General features: G+C 68.9%; 13 protein-coding genes. 7 read left to right on the top strand and 6 right to left on the bottom strand.

The window, feature by feature from the left end; translation table 11 throughout:
- Positions 1-25: 25 nt before the first annotated feature.
- Together B1818_RS17130 and B1818_RS17135 are read right to left on the bottom strand one after the other, a co-directional pair.
- Entirely contained in the window at positions 26-1,777 is a 1,752-nt protein-coding gene (locus B1818_RS17130; protein WP_058251573.1) for a substrate-binding domain-containing protein, read from the bottom strand.
- 113 nt (positions 1,778-1,890) lie between these two features.
- A complete protein-coding gene (locus tag B1818_RS17135; RefSeq protein WP_058251681.1) occupies positions 1,891-2,328 on the bottom strand; it encodes an SRPBCC family protein in 438 nt (145 codons plus the stop codon).
- Here B1818_RS17135 and B1818_RS17140 point away from each other — a divergent pair.
- Positions 2,306-2,926, top strand: a complete 621-nt coding sequence (locus B1818_RS17140) for a DNA-3-methyladenine glycosylase (protein WP_058251682.1) — start codon at positions 2,306-2,308, stop codon at positions 2,924-2,926. The two genes, B1818_RS17135 and B1818_RS17140, sit on opposite strands and share 23 nt — an antisense overlap.
- A 12-nt stretch (positions 2,927-2,938) precedes the next feature.
- Here B1818_RS17140 and B1818_RS17145 read toward each other — a convergent pair whose 3' ends face one another.
- Genes B1818_RS17145 through B1818_RS17155 form a run of 3 tightly spaced genes read right to left on the bottom strand, consistent with a single transcriptional unit; the run spans position 2,939 to position 6,983 of the window.
- Complete coding sequence (locus tag B1818_RS17145; protein WP_058251574.1) at positions 2,939-3,235, bottom strand: antitoxin; 297 nt, start codon at positions 3,233-3,235, stop codon at positions 2,939-2,941.
- A gap of 53 nt (positions 3,236-3,288) precedes the next feature.
- Positions 3,289-5,802, bottom strand: coding sequence for an HAD-IC family P-type ATPase (locus tag B1818_RS17150; RefSeq protein ID WP_058251683.1), 2,514 nt, complete (start codon positions 5,800-5,802; stop codon positions 3,289-3,291).
- On the bottom strand, positions 5,799-6,983 hold the full coding sequence (locus B1818_RS17155; RefSeq protein ID WP_058251575.1) for an MBL fold metallo-hydrolase: 1,185 nt from the start codon (positions 6,981-6,983) through the stop codon (positions 5,799-5,801). The genes B1818_RS17150 and B1818_RS17155 overlap by 4 nt, the downstream gene beginning before the upstream one ends.
- Positions 6,984-7,178: 195 nt before the next feature.
- On the opposite strand from B1818_RS17155, the gene B1818_RS17160 reads away from it, so the two are divergent.
- The 3 genes from B1818_RS17160 to B1818_RS17170 are packed head-to-tail and all read left to right on the top strand — an operon-like array spanning position 7,179 to position 10,391.
- The gene (locus B1818_RS17160) at positions 7,179-7,802 is read left to right on the top strand and encodes a TetR/AcrR family transcriptional regulator (RefSeq protein ID WP_058251576.1); all 624 of its coding nucleotides are present in this window, start codon (positions 7,179-7,181) and stop codon (positions 7,800-7,802) included.
- A complete protein-coding gene (locus B1818_RS17165; RefSeq protein ID WP_078113429.1) occupies positions 7,786-9,072 on the top strand; it encodes an alanine racemase in 1,287 nt (428 codons plus the stop codon). The genes B1818_RS17160 and B1818_RS17165 overlap by 17 nt, the downstream gene beginning before the upstream one ends.
- Positions 9,060-10,391 carry a D-arabinono-1,4-lactone oxidase gene (locus B1818_RS17170; protein ID WP_078113430.1) on the top strand — a complete coding sequence of 444 codons (1,332 nt, stop codon included), beginning with the start codon at positions 9,060-9,062 and terminating at the stop codon, positions 10,389-10,391. Before B1818_RS17165 ends, B1818_RS17170 begins: the two co-directional genes overlap by 13 nt.
- Here the strand turns inward: B1818_RS17170 and B1818_RS17175 are convergent.
- Positions 10,388-11,089, bottom strand: a complete 702-nt coding sequence (locus tag B1818_RS17175) for a serine dehydratase beta chain (RefSeq protein ID WP_249146025.1) — start codon at positions 11,087-11,089, stop codon at positions 10,388-10,390. The two genes, B1818_RS17170 and B1818_RS17175, sit on opposite strands and share 4 nt — an antisense overlap.
- Before the next feature lie 301 nt (positions 11,090-11,390).
- Between B1818_RS17175 and B1818_RS17180 the strand changes: the two genes are divergently transcribed.
- The 3 genes from B1818_RS17180 to B1818_RS17190 are packed head-to-tail and all read left to right on the top strand — an operon-like array spanning position 11,391 to position 15,050.
- A complete protein-coding gene (locus B1818_RS17180) occupies positions 11,391-12,707 on the top strand; it encodes an aromatic ring-hydroxylating dioxygenase subunit alpha (RefSeq protein ID WP_078113432.1) in 1,317 nt (438 codons plus the stop codon).
- 8 nt (positions 12,708-12,715) lie between these two features.
- Positions 12,716-13,777: a hybrid-cluster NAD(P)-dependent oxidoreductase gene (locus B1818_RS17185; RefSeq protein WP_078113433.1), complete on the top strand. Its 1,062-nt coding sequence runs from the start codon at positions 12,716-12,718 to the stop codon at positions 13,775-13,777.
- A 13-nt stretch (positions 13,778-13,790) separates the two neighbouring features.
- On the top strand, positions 13,791-15,050 hold the full coding sequence (locus B1818_RS17190) for a sarcosine oxidase subunit beta family protein (RefSeq protein ID WP_078113434.1): 1,260 nt from the start codon (positions 13,791-13,793) through the stop codon (positions 15,048-15,050).
- Positions 15,051-15,057: the final 7 nt, after the last annotated feature.

The raw sequence follows: 15,057 nt of genomic DNA on the forward strand, positions 1-15,057 counted from the left end.
CGGCCGCGGCGCGTTCCGAACGGTCTCAGCGTCCCGCGGCTGCGACCCTCGCCTGGATGGCGTCGACGAAGACGGTGCGGATGTCGGCCGCGTTCTCCGCGACGTAGGTGGTGCCACCCGTGGCCTCGGCGATCTGCTTCAGCGCATCGGAGTCGGCATCGTCGGAGATACCGATCGTCAGCACCAGCACCGGTCGTGCCGGATCCTCCAGGCGCTTCAGTTCGGCGAGCAGATTGTCGAGCGTGATGCTGTCCGGGTCCTCGTTCTGACCGTCGGTCATGATGATGACGCTGTTGGAGTAGTTCGGGTCGTAGGTGTCCTGCACCTTCTTGAATGCCGCGAGGGTCGTGTCGTAGAGACCCGTCCCGCCCCCGAGGTCCGACAACCCCTCTTCGACGGCCCGGCCGAGCGCGTCCCGATGCGTACCGCTCCCCGAGCGGGCATCGAGGCGGCGGATCGGGGCGAGCTCCTCCCAGTCCTGTCCGGGCCCGCCCTTGTTCACGCTGAACGCCCAGCCGCCGATCATCGTGTTGTTGGGGAAGAGCTTGAGTCCGGTCTGGGAGGCGTCGATGAGCAGGTCCGCCCGGGTGGTGCCGCCGGCCGGTGTCTCCATCGAGCCGGAGGTGTCCTGGACGACCAGCGAGCGGATCGGCACACCAAGTACCTGCCACTGCCGCAATGCCTTGTCGACGGACGACGGGTCGCGCAGCTCCAGTTCCTTGACCGGCTGACCGACACCGTTTCCGTCGGTGTCGCGGTATCCCGAGTCGGCCAGCGCTGCGCGACCGGCATCGGTGTTCAGCGCGGTGACGAGGGCCGCCCCGGCGTCGGCGGCCGCCTGCTGGCGCGCCGCGGGAGCCGTGTTGACCAGCGGATAGTCGAGCATGACCGTGCCCGCCGCGGGGATCGTCGACGTCAACTGCGAACCCTGGTGCGTGCGCATGAACAGATCGAACTGTTGCTCGGTGGTGACCACCGGGACGCCCGAGGTGTTGGCCAGGTTCAGACGCGTGCCCTCGTTGTCGTTGGCCAGGCGCGCATTGTTCTGCTGGATGGCGAGGATGGTCATCGCCTCGGTGAAGTCCTCGTCGGCGAGCTCGCCGGAGTCGACCGCGGCGAGAGCACCGATGATCGGGGCGTCGCCGGTGCTGGTGTCCACCGGGCTGCCGGTTCGCAGATCAGGCAACTTCATGACCTCGACCCAGGTGCCCAGCTCGGGTACGTCGGTGCCGGCGACGACGGTCGGGGTCGACGCGATCGACGGCGACACCATATCGAGGTCACGACGCACCTGGGTCGTCACCCGGCGAGCCTGCACCTGCGAGTCCGCGACCCAGAGGTCCGGAGCCGCTGCACCCTGGGTGAGCAGGCCGGGCACATCCGCACCCGCGGCCGTCTGCACGTCGTAGTCGAAACACGAGTCCGCGGACGCCTGCCGCGCCACCTCGCGCAGCGGACCGGTCATCGCCGAGTCCGACGCGACGGCGACCCGGGTCCGGTCCCCGCAGCCACCCGCACCCGTCTGCCAAATGATGACGCCGGTCACCAGGGCTACGACGACCAGCAGGACCGCACCCGCCCACAGCCATCCCCCGCGGCGGCCCCCATCGGTGTTGCGGTGCTCGAAGCCGAAGTCGTCATCGCTTCCCGACCGGGCATCGTTCGACCTGCCTCTGTCCGATGAAGTCTGGGCGCGTGGCGGAACCGCCCCACCCGACCGGTCGTTCCCGTTCCACTCGTTTCCGGCGCGATCGGCGCCGGAGCTGTGACGCCCCATTGTTCTTTTCCCGTTCCCCTCGTACGGCGGCGGTCTGCAGACCCGCCTCTCGCGTGGTCGCCGCACGACGCATCGACGCATCGGCGGTCGCGGCCCGCGTGTTCACGCGTGGCTCAGCCGAACACCTCGCGGAATTTCAGCAGCGACTTACGCAGATCCCCCGACACCGCCATGGCCGCGGTCTTACCCACGGGCCCGATCAGCGGCAGCCCACCCAGATCAACAGTGAAGGTTACTTCCGATCCGCTGGAAGTGGGAGCGATGCCCAGATCCAGCTTCGCCTTGACCCCGCCTTTGCCGTTGCCCTTGAGGCGGACGTGCGAGACCGGCTCGAACTTCTCGACCACCCAGTCGAAGCGGACGCGGGTGCCTTTGACCCGCACGATCGAGGAGACCTCGGTGCCCTTGCGAAGGTCGGCGGACGCCGGGATCGGGCTGCGCCACGTCTCGTGGATCACCAGCCATTCGCTGTACCGCGAGAGATCCGATGCCGCGGCCCAGGTATCTTCCGGTGACAGATCAACGCCGATGGAGTCACTCGTCTTCGCCATGACCCAAGAGAGTAGTGCCCCCGCCTCCGCCGCCGAACAGGCACGTTCGCTGCTGGGCTCGCGGGTGACCGGGCACGGGGTGACGATCCGGCTGACCGAGGTCGAGGCGTACGCCGGTCCCGACGACCCGGCGTCGCATGCCTACACCCGAACCGCCCGCTCGGAGATCATGTACGGGCCCCCGGGACGGTTGTACGTCTATCGCATCCACGGCCACCATTGCGCGAACGTCGTCGTCGCCGGGCCGGGACCCGCTGCTGCGGTGTTGCTGCGCGCGGGCGCGGTGGTCGACGGCGTCGACCTCGCACGCGCCCGGCGCGGTGCGACGCGCTCGGGGCCGGTCCCCGACGCGAAGCTCGCCAGCGGGCCGGGCAACCTGTGCCGTGCCCTCGGGCTCACGATGGCCGACCTCGACACCGATCTCGCCGACCCGTCGACCCCGGTCACCCTCGACCCCGGGGCACCGCGTCCGGGGGAACGCGTCGTCGCGGGGCCTCGGGTCGGGGTCCGCCGCGCTGCCGACCTGGCGTGGCGGTTCTGGATCGACGCCGATCCCACGGTGTCGGCGTATCGCCGACATCCGCGGGCGCAGCTCTGAAAACTACTCGGACTACCGCTGCGGGTGCTGCGGCTGCTGGGGGTTCTGCGGCCGGGGATTCTGGGGCTGCGGGCTCTGCTGACCCGGTAGCGGCTCCCCGGGGTTGGTGGGATTGGTCGGCGGAGTCTGTCCCGGGTTTCCCTGTCCCGGCGCGCCGACGGCCTTGCGCACGGCGTCCTGCGCCTTGTCCACCTGACCCGAGTACTTGTTCTTGGTGACCTTGTCGATGGCGTCGCCGCCCTTCTCGATCAGGCTCGGATTCTTCTGCAGCGTGGCCCTGGCCTTGTTGACGAGTCCCTTGAGATCCATGACGTCTCCTCTGATCGACGTGCCGGACACCTTCCGGCCACTTGCCGCAGATTCTATCGGTCGGACGTGAGCACCCCGCTGACCTGCGCTTCGTCCCCGTGCTGATCGTTGTCATGCGTGGCGACCCATCGGGGCGCCACCCGCGAGACGACCTCGACACACGCGATGCCGACCGCCGCCGAGAGCAGGGCCACCGTGTTCATCCCCCAGTTCGACGAGTCGAGCCGGAACAGGTCCTGGGTGAACGGCCACGCGAAGATCAGCACGTATGCGGCGGCGGAGACCGCGAGGAGCACCGCCTTCCACCAGTTGTACGGACGGGCGACCACGGCGAGGACGTAGACCGCGATCGCGATCAGCGTCATCAGCGCCGCGGTGGCGGCCTGCGTCTGAGGCTGCGAGAGTTCGACGGCGTCACCACCCACCTCGACGCCGGCGCCGCCGGGGTTGACGATCACGTAGGTCACGAAGGTGCACAGGCCGACGATGATGCCGTTGGGCACGGCGCTGAGCAGCACCCGCCGTACGAAACCACGCCGGGCCCGCTCGTTGTTGGGGGCCAGCGACAGGACGAACGCCGGGATGCCGATGGTGAACCAGGCCGAGATGGTCACGTGGATCGGCTGGAACGGATAGCTGAGCGGGTCGGACCCGAACAGTGCGCCGAGGAGTCCGCCGACGCCGACGAACAGTGCGAGCAACACCGCGTACACGGTCTTGGTGAGGAACAGGTTGGAGACGCGTTCGATGTTGCCGATCACACGCCGACCTTCGCCCACCACATACGGCAGGGTCGCGAACTTGTTGTCCAGCAACACGATCTGCGCCACCGACCGGGCGGCGGAGCTGCCCGAGCCCATCGCCACGCCGATGTCGGCGTCCTTGAGCGCGAGGACGTCGTTGACGCCGTCGCCGGTCATCGCGACGGTGTTGTCCCGCGATTGCAGCGCCTTCACCATGGCCCGCTTCTGATCCGGCCGGACCCGCCCGAACGTGACGCCCCGTTCGACGACGTCGGCGAGTTCGCCTGTTTCTGAGGGCAACTCGCGCGCGTCGACCGAGGACTCTGCCGATCCGAGCCCGAGCGACGCGGCGACCGCCCCCACCGACCGGGCGTTGTCCCCGGAGATGACCTTCACCGCGACGTGCTGCTGTCCGAAGTAGTCGATCGTGTCGCGCGCATCGGGCCGGACCCGCTGTTCGAGGACCACGAGGGCGACCGGGGAGACGGTCCCCGGTGCGACGCGACCCGGCGCGGGTTCGGTGTCCACGGGCACGTCGGTGCAGGCCAGCAGCAGCACGCGGAGTCCGGCGGCGCCGATGTCGGAGGCGAGGCGGGCCGTCTCGCCCTCCGGGTCCAGCAGGACGTCGGGCGCACCGATGAGCCAGTGACCGTCGTCGGTGCCGGCGGTCGGGCCGGACCCGCTCCCGCGGAACGACATCCCGCTCCACTTGGTGGCCGAGGTGAACGGTTTGATGGCCGCCACCGACCAGTCGGGTGGGATCGGATGTGCCTCGGCGATCGCGATCATGCTGGCGTTGGGCCGCGGATCGTGGGCGGCGAGCGCGGCCAGCACCTGTCCCGCGGTCTCGGCGGGCACCGTCCCGAGGGAACGCACCTCGGCCAGCCGCATCCCGTTCTCCGTCAGGGTGCCGGTCTTGTCCGCACAGACCACATTGACGCGCGCGAGCCCTTCGATGGCCGGGAGTTCGTTCACCAGACACTGCCGCTGACCGAGCCGCACCACACCCACCGCGAAGGCGATCGAGGTCATCAGGACGAGCCCCTCGGGCACCATCGGCACCAGCGCGGCGACCATGCCGAGCAGGGACCGCCGCAACCCGTTGTCGCTGACGAAGAGTTGGTTGACGATGGTCAGGACACCGGCCGGGATCAGCAACCAGGTGATCACCCGCAGGATCTGATCGATGCCGGAGCGCAACTCGGAGGAGACCAGCGTGAACTTCGACGCCTCGGCCGCGAGCTGGGCCGCGTAGGCATCGGCGCCGACCTTGGTGGCGCGGTACGCGCCACCGCCGGCGACCACGAAGCTGCCCGACAGCACCGCGTCTCCCGGGTCCTTGTCGATCGGGTCGGCCTCGCCGGTGAGCAGTGACTCGTCGACGTCGAGTGCGATGGCCTCGACGACCTCGCCGTCGACGACGATCTGATCGCCGGCACCGATCTCGATGATGTCGTCGAGCACCACCTCGTCCGGCGGTACCTCGGTGACCTCGCCGTCGCGCCGGACTCGAGGTCGGGTCTGGCCGACGATCGCGAGCTTGTCGAGCGTCCGCTTGGCCCGGACCTCCTGGATGATGCCGATCCCGGAATTGGCGATGATCAGCAGTCCGAACAGGCCGTTGATGAGCGATCCGGTGAACACCACGATCGCGAACAGCACCCCGAGAATCGCGTTGATCCGGGTGAAGACATTCGCGCGGACGATGTCGGCCACACTGCGGCCGGACCGGTCGGGCAGCGCGTTGACCTGGCCGGCCGCGACCCGCTGCGCCACCTCGGCCGCGGTCAGGCCGGCGTCCGCGATCTCGGTCGGCGAGCTCACGCCGAAGCCTCCCACCAATTGGGTTGTGCCACACCGCTACCGGTCCGCGTCATCAGGTCGATCGAACCGCCCGGTTGCGGCACCAGGATCGTCGGCTTGTCCGGCCCGGCGTCCGCCTGCAACCGCGCGATGGGCTCCCCCCAGGGATGGCGCGCGAGATTGAACGTGCCCCAGTGGATCGGGATGAAGACCGAGTCGGATCCCGTACCGGGCGAGACCATCCGGTGGATCGACAGGGCCTCCTCGGGGTTCACGTGGATGTCCGGCCACATCACGTCGTAGGCTCCGACGGCGATGAGGGTGAGGTCGAACGGGCCGAGTCGGTCGCCGACATCGGCGAAGCGCTCGCTGTGGCCGGTGTCCCCGGAGAAGAAGACCTTGTGCTCCCGTCCGGTGATCGCCCAGCTGCCCCACTGGGTGAGATTCCGCTCCAGCCACCGCCCCGAGAAGTGTCGCGCCGGACCGCAGGTGAACCGCAGCTCGCCCGCGCCGGTCGGCACCACCACCTCATCCCACCAATCCGCCTGCCGGATGCGATCTTCCGCGATCCCCCAGGAGGCCAGGTGCGCGCCGACCCCGATCGTCGTGACGAACACCGCGTCGGGCTGGGTGTCGGCGATCGTGACGACGGTGTCCATGTCGAGATGGTCGTAGTGATCGTGACTGATCAGGACGACGTCGAGTGGCGGCAACTGTGGCGGCGCCAGTGGGGCGGAGTGCATGCGTCCGGGCCCGACGAGTTGGCTGGGCGAGCAGCGGCGGCTGAGGACCGGATCGGTGATGACCCGCGCGCCGTCGATGTCGACGACGGCGGTGGCGTGGCCGAGCCAGGTGACGGCGAGGTCGCCGGGGGCCTCGAAGCGTGGGACCGTCACCATGACCGGTCGGCGCGGCCGGCCGGGCCGCCGGGCCATGTCGGTGAGGACCTGCAGGCTCGGATCGGCGATCGACGGGGGTTCCGGGTTGACGAAGGCGCCGTTCCGCAGATGCGGGCTCCGCCGCACGTGCGGCGCTACCTGGTCGCGGGAGGCGCCCAGCGCGCGGGCGGGACCGAGTCCCTCGGCGGCGAGCCGCGCCACGACGGCGTCGGCCACCGCCACTCCCGCCGAACCCGCACGCGCGAGGACGTCGCGGCGCAGGTCGTTGGTGCCTTTTCTACCGGTCGTGGAGGTCACGTTCACACAGTAGTGCGTTCGGTGGCGTCACCCCGGGCAGACGGCGGTCGCGCCGTGCGGTGCACGCCTCCCGAGTGTCCCCGGTGTGATCTGCGATTTCTTCCGGGTGAACGGCATTGTGCGCCTCACCGGCACTGATAGGCTGCGGCGATATTGTCCACCCGAGCATGCGCCGGCGCATGTGGTCAGGAAGATACCGCAGTGGCACGGATGTCCGTCGACCAACGTCGAAGCGCGCTTCTCGAATCGGCGTACCGTGTGATCGCCGACCATGGGGTCGAGGGCGCGACCACGCGTCGCATCTGCGCCCACGCCGGCATGCCGCTCGCACGTTTCCACTATGCCTTCGAGAGTCGCACCGCACTGTTGTGCGCGGTCATGGAGACGGCGGTCCCCACCGACATCGAGCGCATGCTGCACGCGGTGCTGCCCGCCGCCGACTACGGACCCGAGCCGGGCGTGGAGACGATGCGGTCGAGCATGGTGAGCCAGTTCCACGCGTTCTACGACCTGCTCAAAGCCGATCCCGGCCGGATGCAGGCGACCATCGCGCTCGGCATCTATGCGCACAATCACCCGGAGCTGCAGCAGGTCGGCAAGCACATGTACGAGCAGCTCTACCGGGTGGCCTCGGCCGGGCTGCGGTCGATGGCCCACCTGACGCCCATGGAGTGGACCACGCCGGTCGAGGACCTCGGTCCGCTGATCATCGCGGCGACGAACTCGATCACCCTCGTCTACCTCAGCACCGCCGACGACAAGGTCGTCGACGCGATCATCCGCTCGATCACCGATCAGCTCATGACCCATGTCAGCTTCGGGTGAGGCGCCCGACGCGGCACCGGTGACGCCGACGCCCGCGCCGTGGCTGAGTGATCCCGAATCCTATTGGGCGGCAATTGATCAAGCGGTCGCCGATGCGGGACTCGACGCACCGGTCCTCGCGCTCGACCGGGCCGCCCTGGAGCACAACGTCGCCGATCTCACCCGTCGGTCGGCGGGTGTCCCGATCCGCCTGGCCACGAAATCCGTCCGTGTCCGCTCGGTCATCGACGACATCACCGCGCGCGCCGGTTTCGCGGGGGTGCTCGCCTACGACGTGGCCGAGGCACACTGGCTCGCCACGACCTCGGGGATCGACGACGTGCTGATGGGATACCCCAGTGTGCGGCGGGATGCGCTGGCGGCCTTGGCCGCCGACGAGGTCGCGACCCGTCGGGTGAGTGTGCTCGTCGATTCCGTCGACCAACTCGACCTCATCGACGCCGTCGTGCCTCCGTCCGCCCGGCCGCCGATCCGCGTCGCGATCGACCTCGACGCGTCATACCGTCTACTGGGCGGGCGGGTGCACATCGGGGTTCGCCGCTCGCCGGTGCACTCCCGTCGTGACGCACTCGAGCTGGCACGGATCATCGTGGCACGGCCCGGCTTCGATCTCGTCGGGGTCATGTCCTACGAAGCGCAGGTGGCCGGGGTGGCCGATGCGGCGCCCGGTAAGGCGTTGGCCAACCGGGCCATTCGCGCGATGCAACGACATTCGATGGCCGAATTGCGCCGTCGCCGCGGCAAGGTGATCGACGACGTGCGCCGGATCGCCGACCTGGAGTTCGTCAACGGAGGCGGCACCGGTTCCCTGGAGGAGACCGCGCGCGACCGCTCGGTCACCGACATCGCCGCGGGCAGCGGTCTGTTCGGCGGCCATCTGTTCGACGGGTACGCGCGGTTCCGTCCCGCCCCCGCGCTGTCCTTCGGTCTCGACGTCGTCCGCCGCCCGGCGCCCGGCGTCGTGACCTGCGCGGGCGGCGGTTGGATCGCGTCCGGCCCGCCCGCTGCCGACCGGTTGCCCACACCCGTGTGGCCGCACGGACTCACCTACGTCGGTACCGAGGCCGCCGGCGAGGTGCAGACCCCACTGCGAGGTGCGGTCGCGGACGAGATCGCCGTCGGGAGTCGGGTGTGGTTCCGGCACACCAAGTCCGGCGAGGTGTGCGAACGAGCGCGCGAGGTCGCGATCGTCGGCCGCGACGACGCCGGGCACGCGGTGGTCGATGAGGTCGTACCGACCTACCGAGGAGAGGGCAGGTGCTTCCTGTGAGCAGGACCGCTGCGCGTTCGGCGCCCGGCTGGCGCAACTGGGGCGGCACCGCGGCCTGCACGCCGAACCAGGTGCTGCACCCGGCGAGTGCCGCCGAGATCGCCGCCATCGTCCGGGAGACGGCCGCTCGCGGCGGCACGGTGAAGACCGTCGGCGCGGGACACAGCTTCTCCCCCATAGCCGTGGCCGACGACGTGCAACTCGATCTGTCGCGCCTGCGTGGTCTGGTCGCGGTCGACGGCCACCGAGTGACCGTGCGCGCCGGCACACACCTGCACGAGATCCCGGGGATCCTGGCACCTTTCGGACTCGCGATGACCAATCTCGGCGACGTCGATCGTCAGACGATCGCCGGCGCCACCTCGACCGGAACCCACGGCACCGGGCTCGCCTTCGGCGGCATCAGCACCCAGATCGTCGGCGCGACCATCGTCACCGGCTCCGGCGAGATCGTCACCGTGACCGCCGACGACGCCGACATGCAGGCCGTCGCACTCGGCCTCGGCGCGCTCGGAGTCGTTGTGGAACTGACCATCGACTGTGTCGACGAGTTCCGGCTGCACGCGGTCGAGGGTCCCGAGACGGCCGATGCGGCGATCGCCGCCTTCCAGGAGCGCGTCGCGACCACCGACCACCACGAGTTCTACCTGTTCCCGCACACCAATTGCGCTCTGGTGAAGACGAACACGCGGGTCGGTCCCGACGCCCCGGTCACCGGGCCGTCGCGCGTCAAGCGCTACATCGACGACGAACTGTTGAGCAACAAGGCCCTTCGTCTGCTGTGCGAGATCGGTGCGCGCGCGCCGCGTTTGGTGCCGACGATCAACGGGGTCACCGGTCGCGCGCTCTCCGCACGAGAGTTCACCGACTCCTCCACCGGGGTCTTCGTCTCCGACCGCGACGTCCGGTTCCGCGAGATGGAGTACGCCGTCGACCTCGAGGCCGTGCCGGAGGCGCTGCGCGAGATCCGCGCCCTCCTCGACCGGCGCGACCACCTCGTCAGCTTCCCCATCGAGGTCCGCGCCGCCGCGGCCGATGACCTCATGCTCTCCACCGCCTCCGGACGCACCAGCGGCTACATCGCCGTACACCGTTATCACCGCGACGATCCCGCCGACTCCGATGCCTACTTCGCCGACGTCGAAGCCATCCTCACCGGTCTCGGCGGCCGGCCCCACTGGGGAAAGATGCACGCCCGAGACGCCGAGTATCTACGCGGCGTCTATCCACGGTTCGACGAATTCCGTTCCGTCCGGGACCGATACGACCCGTCCCGCGTGTTCGCCAACGACTACCTGCGGCGGGTGCTGGGCGACTAGCGTCCGGCTTCAGCACTCCACCACGCTGAGCGGATCTCGGCCAGTGCACCGGCGGCCATCGCCGCCGCGGAACCCACCTCGCCCTGGCAACCCACGTCGGCACCCGAGATCGACGCCCCCGATTTGATGAGCCCGCCGATCGCACCCGCGGCCAACAGGAACCGGACGGTCACGTCGTCGGGAGCCGTTGCCGAATGGTACGTCCGTACCAACCGACGGATTGTCGGACTCGCGTCGGTCACGACGAAACCGCCGCCGACCGAGTAATACCGTTCAGCAGGCAGTCGCGCACCGCCCCGGGTGGATGCCCGCAGTTCCATCGCGTTCGGGTGCCGCGGACGGATGACCCGCGGATGGCAACCGATGTCGTTCGCTCTGAACGGCAACTCGACCAGCCCGCCGAGTCGAATTCGCCCGGTGCGTTCCATGTCGGCGATCCGCGCCGCCTTCGTCTCGGAGCTGATGCTCTCGGGCTCGTGGCCCTCCAGACCCAGCAGCACCGCGGTCAGCGTGCCGTGTCCCGCTCCGGTGGCGGCCAGTGATCCGTAGAGGTCGACCTCGAGACGCGTCACCTCGAGGAGGTCTCCCGTCCGCGCGAGGCCGGCCACGAATCGCTGGGCGGCACGCATCGGCCCGACGGTGTGCGAACTCGACGGTCCGACGCCGACGGAGAACAGTTCGAAGACGCAGACGGTCATGATGCGACCCCTGTCGGGTAGAGCGGCCGAGCCTGGCTCTCGACGGTCCCTCGACGCCTGTGTGGCTCGTGGAGAAACGGTCGCACGTCCCGCTTGACACCGCAAGACCCGAGACTCACACTTGTTGCATAGCATGCGCGTCGTTGCGTATGACGCAACAAATCAACACTCCCCCAGCTTGGCCCGGCCGAATCCACGCGCCGTCCGACTGTCTCGAGATCGACTGCAATGCAGTTGATCTCGATGTAACCGCCATCCCGACAGATCCGTCACCGACCGTGCAGAGAGGCCCGCACTGCTGATGACTGCACCATTCGTCGCGCATGCCGCCACCAGGGCACCGGAAACCGGCACCCGCGCTCTGATCGCCGACCGCCGCGCAGGCGAGAGCCTGCCGGCGGAGTTCTATGTGAGCCAGGAGTTCTTCGACCTCGATGTCGACGAGATCTTCTCTCAGTCATGGATTTTCGTGGCCACCGAAGCCGAGATCACCGATCCCGGTGACTACGTCACCATCACCTTCTCGACCCGGTCGGTCATCGTCGTCCGAGACGACGACGGCCGGGTCCGGGCCCACCACAATGTGTGTCGGCATCGAGGGGCCCGCCTGCTCACCGAGCCCAGCGGATCGACCGGGACCCTGGTGTGCACCTACCACTCGTGGACCTACGGGATGGACGGGCGCCTCGAGTTCGCCGATGACCAGGCGCCCGGCTTCGACAAGTCCTGTTACTCGCTGCGCTCGGTACATGTCCGCACGATCGGCGGCCTGGTGTTCATCTGCCTGGCCGACGACCCGCCGGCCGACATCGACGAGGTCGCCGCCGTCGTCGAGCCCTATCTGACGCCGCACCGTCTCGCCGAGGCCAAGGTGGCCAAACAGGTCGACATCGTCGAAGACGGCAACTGGAAACTGACGATGGAGAACAACCGCGAGTGCTACCACTGCGGTGGCCATCCGGAACTCCTCAACGTGTTCTTCCCGACCTGGGGATACAGCGACACCGACGCCATCCCCAGCCGGCTGGCGCCGGCGTTCGACCGGTTCCACCGCGCCACCGCGGAACAGACCGAGATCTGGGACCGCCACGGCCTACCCCACACCCGGGTCGTCCAACTCGACACGCGCGCAACCGGATTCCACATCGAGCGCGACGCACTCGACCTCGCCGGCGAGTCGTTCACCCTCGACGGCTCCGCGGCCTGCGGCCGCCTCCTCACCGACATCCCCGACGCGCGACTCGGCCGGCTGTCGATGCACCTGCAGCCCAACATGTGGCTGCACGTGACGAGCGACCACGCCGTGCTCTTCGCGGTCATCCCGGTCTCCGCCGATCAGACCCTGGTGCGCACCACCTGGCTCGTCCATCGTGACGCCGTGGAGGGCGTCGACTATGACCTCGACCAGCTCACCGGGGTCTGGGAGACGACGAATCAGCAGGACGCCGACCTCGTTGCGCTCGCGCACAGCGGGATCAGCGATCCCGCTTACGTTCCCGGCCCTTACAGTACGTCGGAGATCCAGGTCGAGGCCTTCGTCAACTGGTATGTCACGATGCTGCGCCACCGGCTCGACATTCCGGCCGCCGACAGCTCTTCCGGCGCGGCGGGAGCCTGAGAGCGACCATGGCCGACAACATCTTCCTGCAGTGCGTGTCCCGCACCGACACCACCCGGGACATGGCGACGTTCACCTTCCGGGTCGCGGGCGGGTCGCCGTCGCGCTCCGCTGCCGGGGGCCCGGACGACCACCGGACCTTCGTCTTCGCCCCCGGTCAGTTCCTGGCGATGACCGTGGAGATCGACGGCCGGCCCGTCCAGCGCTGCTACAGCATCTCCTCACCCCCGACCCGGCCGGGGGGCCTGTCGATCTCGGTGAAGCGCGTGACCGGGGGCCATGTCTCGAACTGGTTGCACGACAACATGGTCGAAGGCATGATGATCACCGCCTCCGGACCGCTGGGTCGATTCACCTACACCGCTCGTCCGGCCGAGAAGTACCTGTTCGTCTCGGCCGGGAGTGGCATCACGCCGGTGATGTCCATGCTCCGATCGGTCACCGACAGCGAGTCCCCGCTCGACATCGCCTTCGTGCACAGTGCGCGCAATGTCGACGACATCCCATTCCGGGACGAACTCGAGGAACTCGCCCGTCGGCATCCGAACGTGACACTGGCGTTCGCGGCGACGCGCATGGGCGCCGGCGACTTCCCCGACTGGACCGGACACCGCGGGCGCATCGACCGCGCGATGCTCGAACGGGTCTGCCCCGACCTCGGTGACCGCGAGGTGTTTCTCTGCGGCCCCGGGCGTTTTCGCAGCGACGTGCGCGGCGCACTGGTGTCGGCCGGCTCGGCTCTCGCTCGGATCCACGAGGAGAGCTTCGGGTTCAGCCTGCCCACCGATGACGAGTCGGAGTCCGACACCGGCGTGGTCGTCGCTTTCTCCCGACGCGCCCGGCGGGTCACCGTGGGTCCCGGCACCACGATCCTCGCCGCCGCCGCCAAAGCGGGCGTCACCCTGCCATCGACGTGTGGTGTGGGCCTGTGCGGTTCCTGCAAGGTCCGCAAGGTCTCCGGCGACGTGGTCATGAACCACCAGGGCGGTATCCGCCCACGAGAGATCGCGCAGGGCAAGATCCTGCTCTGCTGCGCCGAACCCCTGTCCCCGGTCGTGATCGATTTCTGAGGGAGACCCGACGATGACAAGCCAGAAAACACCGCGTCCCGCGGGCACGGCGCCCCTGGGCGCCCACCTCCCCCACCACCCCGAGTTCCTCTGGCGCGCACCCGAACCCAAGTCCTCCTACGATGTCGTCATCGTGGGAGGCGGCGGCCACGGTCTCGCCACGGCCCACTACCTCGCCCGCGTCCACGGCATCACCGATGTCGCCGTCCTGGAACGGGGTTGGCTGGCCGGCGGCAACATGGCGCGCAACACCACCCTGATCCGATCCAACTATCTCTGGGACGAGAGCGCCGGGATCTACGAGCACTCGCTGAAGCTGTGGGAGGGTCTCGAGGACGAGCTCGGATACCCCATCCTCTTCAGCCAGCGCGGCGTGCTGAACCTCGCCCACACCGAACAGGATGTGCGCGACAGCATCCGGCGGGTGGAGGCCAATCGACTGAACGGCATCGATGCCGAATGGCTGGATCCCAAGCAGGTCGCGGAGGTGTGCCCGATCGTCAACACATCCTCCGACATCCGTTATCCGGTGCTGGGCGCGACCTTTCAACCCCGCGGCGGCATTGCCAAACACGACTACGTCGCCTGGGGTTTCGCCCGCAGCGCCAGCGATGCGGGGGTCGACATCATCCAGAACTGCGAGGTCACCGGGTTCGTCACCGACGGCGACCGGGTGGTCGGCGTCGAGACCACCCGCGGCCGCATCGCTGCGGGCACCGTCGCGCTGTGCGCCGCCGGACACACCTCGACGCTCACCGACCAGCTCGGTTTCCGGGTTCCGATCCAGAGTCACCCGCTGCAGGCCCTGGTGTCCGAACTCCTCGAGCCCATCCACCCGACCGTGGTGATGTCGAACGCGGTGCACGTCTACGTGTCCCAGGCCCACAAGGGTGAGCTGGTGATGGGCGCCGGGGTCGACTCCTACAACGGATACGGGCAGCGCGGCGCCTTCCACATCATCGAGCGTCAGATGGCTGCCGCGGTGGAGCTGTTCCCGGTGTTCGGGCGGGCCCGCCTCCTGCGGACATGGGGCGGGATCGTCGACGTCACCCCCGACGCCTCGCCCGTCGTCGGTGCCACCCCGTACGAGAACCTCTACCTCAACTGTGGTTGGGGCACCGGCGGATTCAAGGCGACCCCGGGCGTCGGTTGGGCGCTGGCGCACACGATCGCCACCGGCAGCCCGCACGCCGTCAACGCACCGTTCACCCTCGACCGGTTCGTCACCGGCCGCCTCATCGACGAGCACGGCGCGGCCGCCGTCGCCCACTGAACCCGCC

Source organism: Gordonia sp. IITR100 (assembly GCF_002009645.1).
GTDB classification, from domain to species: Bacteria; Actinomycetota; Actinomycetes; order Mycobacteriales; family Mycobacteriaceae; genus Gordonia; species Gordonia hongkongensis.

Bases quoted from the DNA above. Each gene is read 5' to 3' on its own strand.
- B1818_RS17130 (WP_058251573.1), bottom strand. From the start codon at position 1,777: ATGGGGCGTCACAGCTCCGGCGCCGATCGCGCCGGAAACGAGTGGAAC.
- B1818_RS17140 (WP_058251682.1), top strand. From the start codon at position 2,306: ATGGAGTCACTCGTCTTCGCCATGACCCAAGAGAGTAGTGCCCCCGCC.
- B1818_RS17135 (WP_058251681.1), bottom strand. From the start codon at position 2,328: ATGGCGAAGACGAGTGACTCCATCGGCGTTGATCTGTCACCGGAAGAT.
- B1818_RS17145 (WP_058251574.1), bottom strand. From the start codon at position 3,235: ATGGATCTCAAGGGACTCGTCAACAAGGCCAGGGCCACGCTGCAGAAG.
- B1818_RS17165 (WP_078113429.1), top strand. From the start codon at position 7,786: ATGTCAGCTTCGGGTGAGGCGCCCGACGCGGCACCGGTGACGCCGACG.
- B1818_RS17175 (WP_249146025.1), bottom strand. From the start codon at position 11,089: ATGACCGTCTGCGTCTTCGAACTGTTCTCCGTCGGCGTCGGACCGTCG.
- B1818_RS17180 (WP_078113432.1), top strand. From the start codon at position 11,391: ATGACTGCACCATTCGTCGCGCATGCCGCCACCAGGGCACCGGAAACC.
- B1818_RS17185 (WP_078113433.1), top strand. From the start codon at position 12,716: ATGGCCGACAACATCTTCCTGCAGTGCGTGTCCCGCACCGACACCACC.
- B1818_RS17190 (WP_078113434.1), top strand. From the start codon at position 13,791: ATGACAAGCCAGAAAACACCGCGTCCCGCGGGCACGGCGCCCCTGGGC.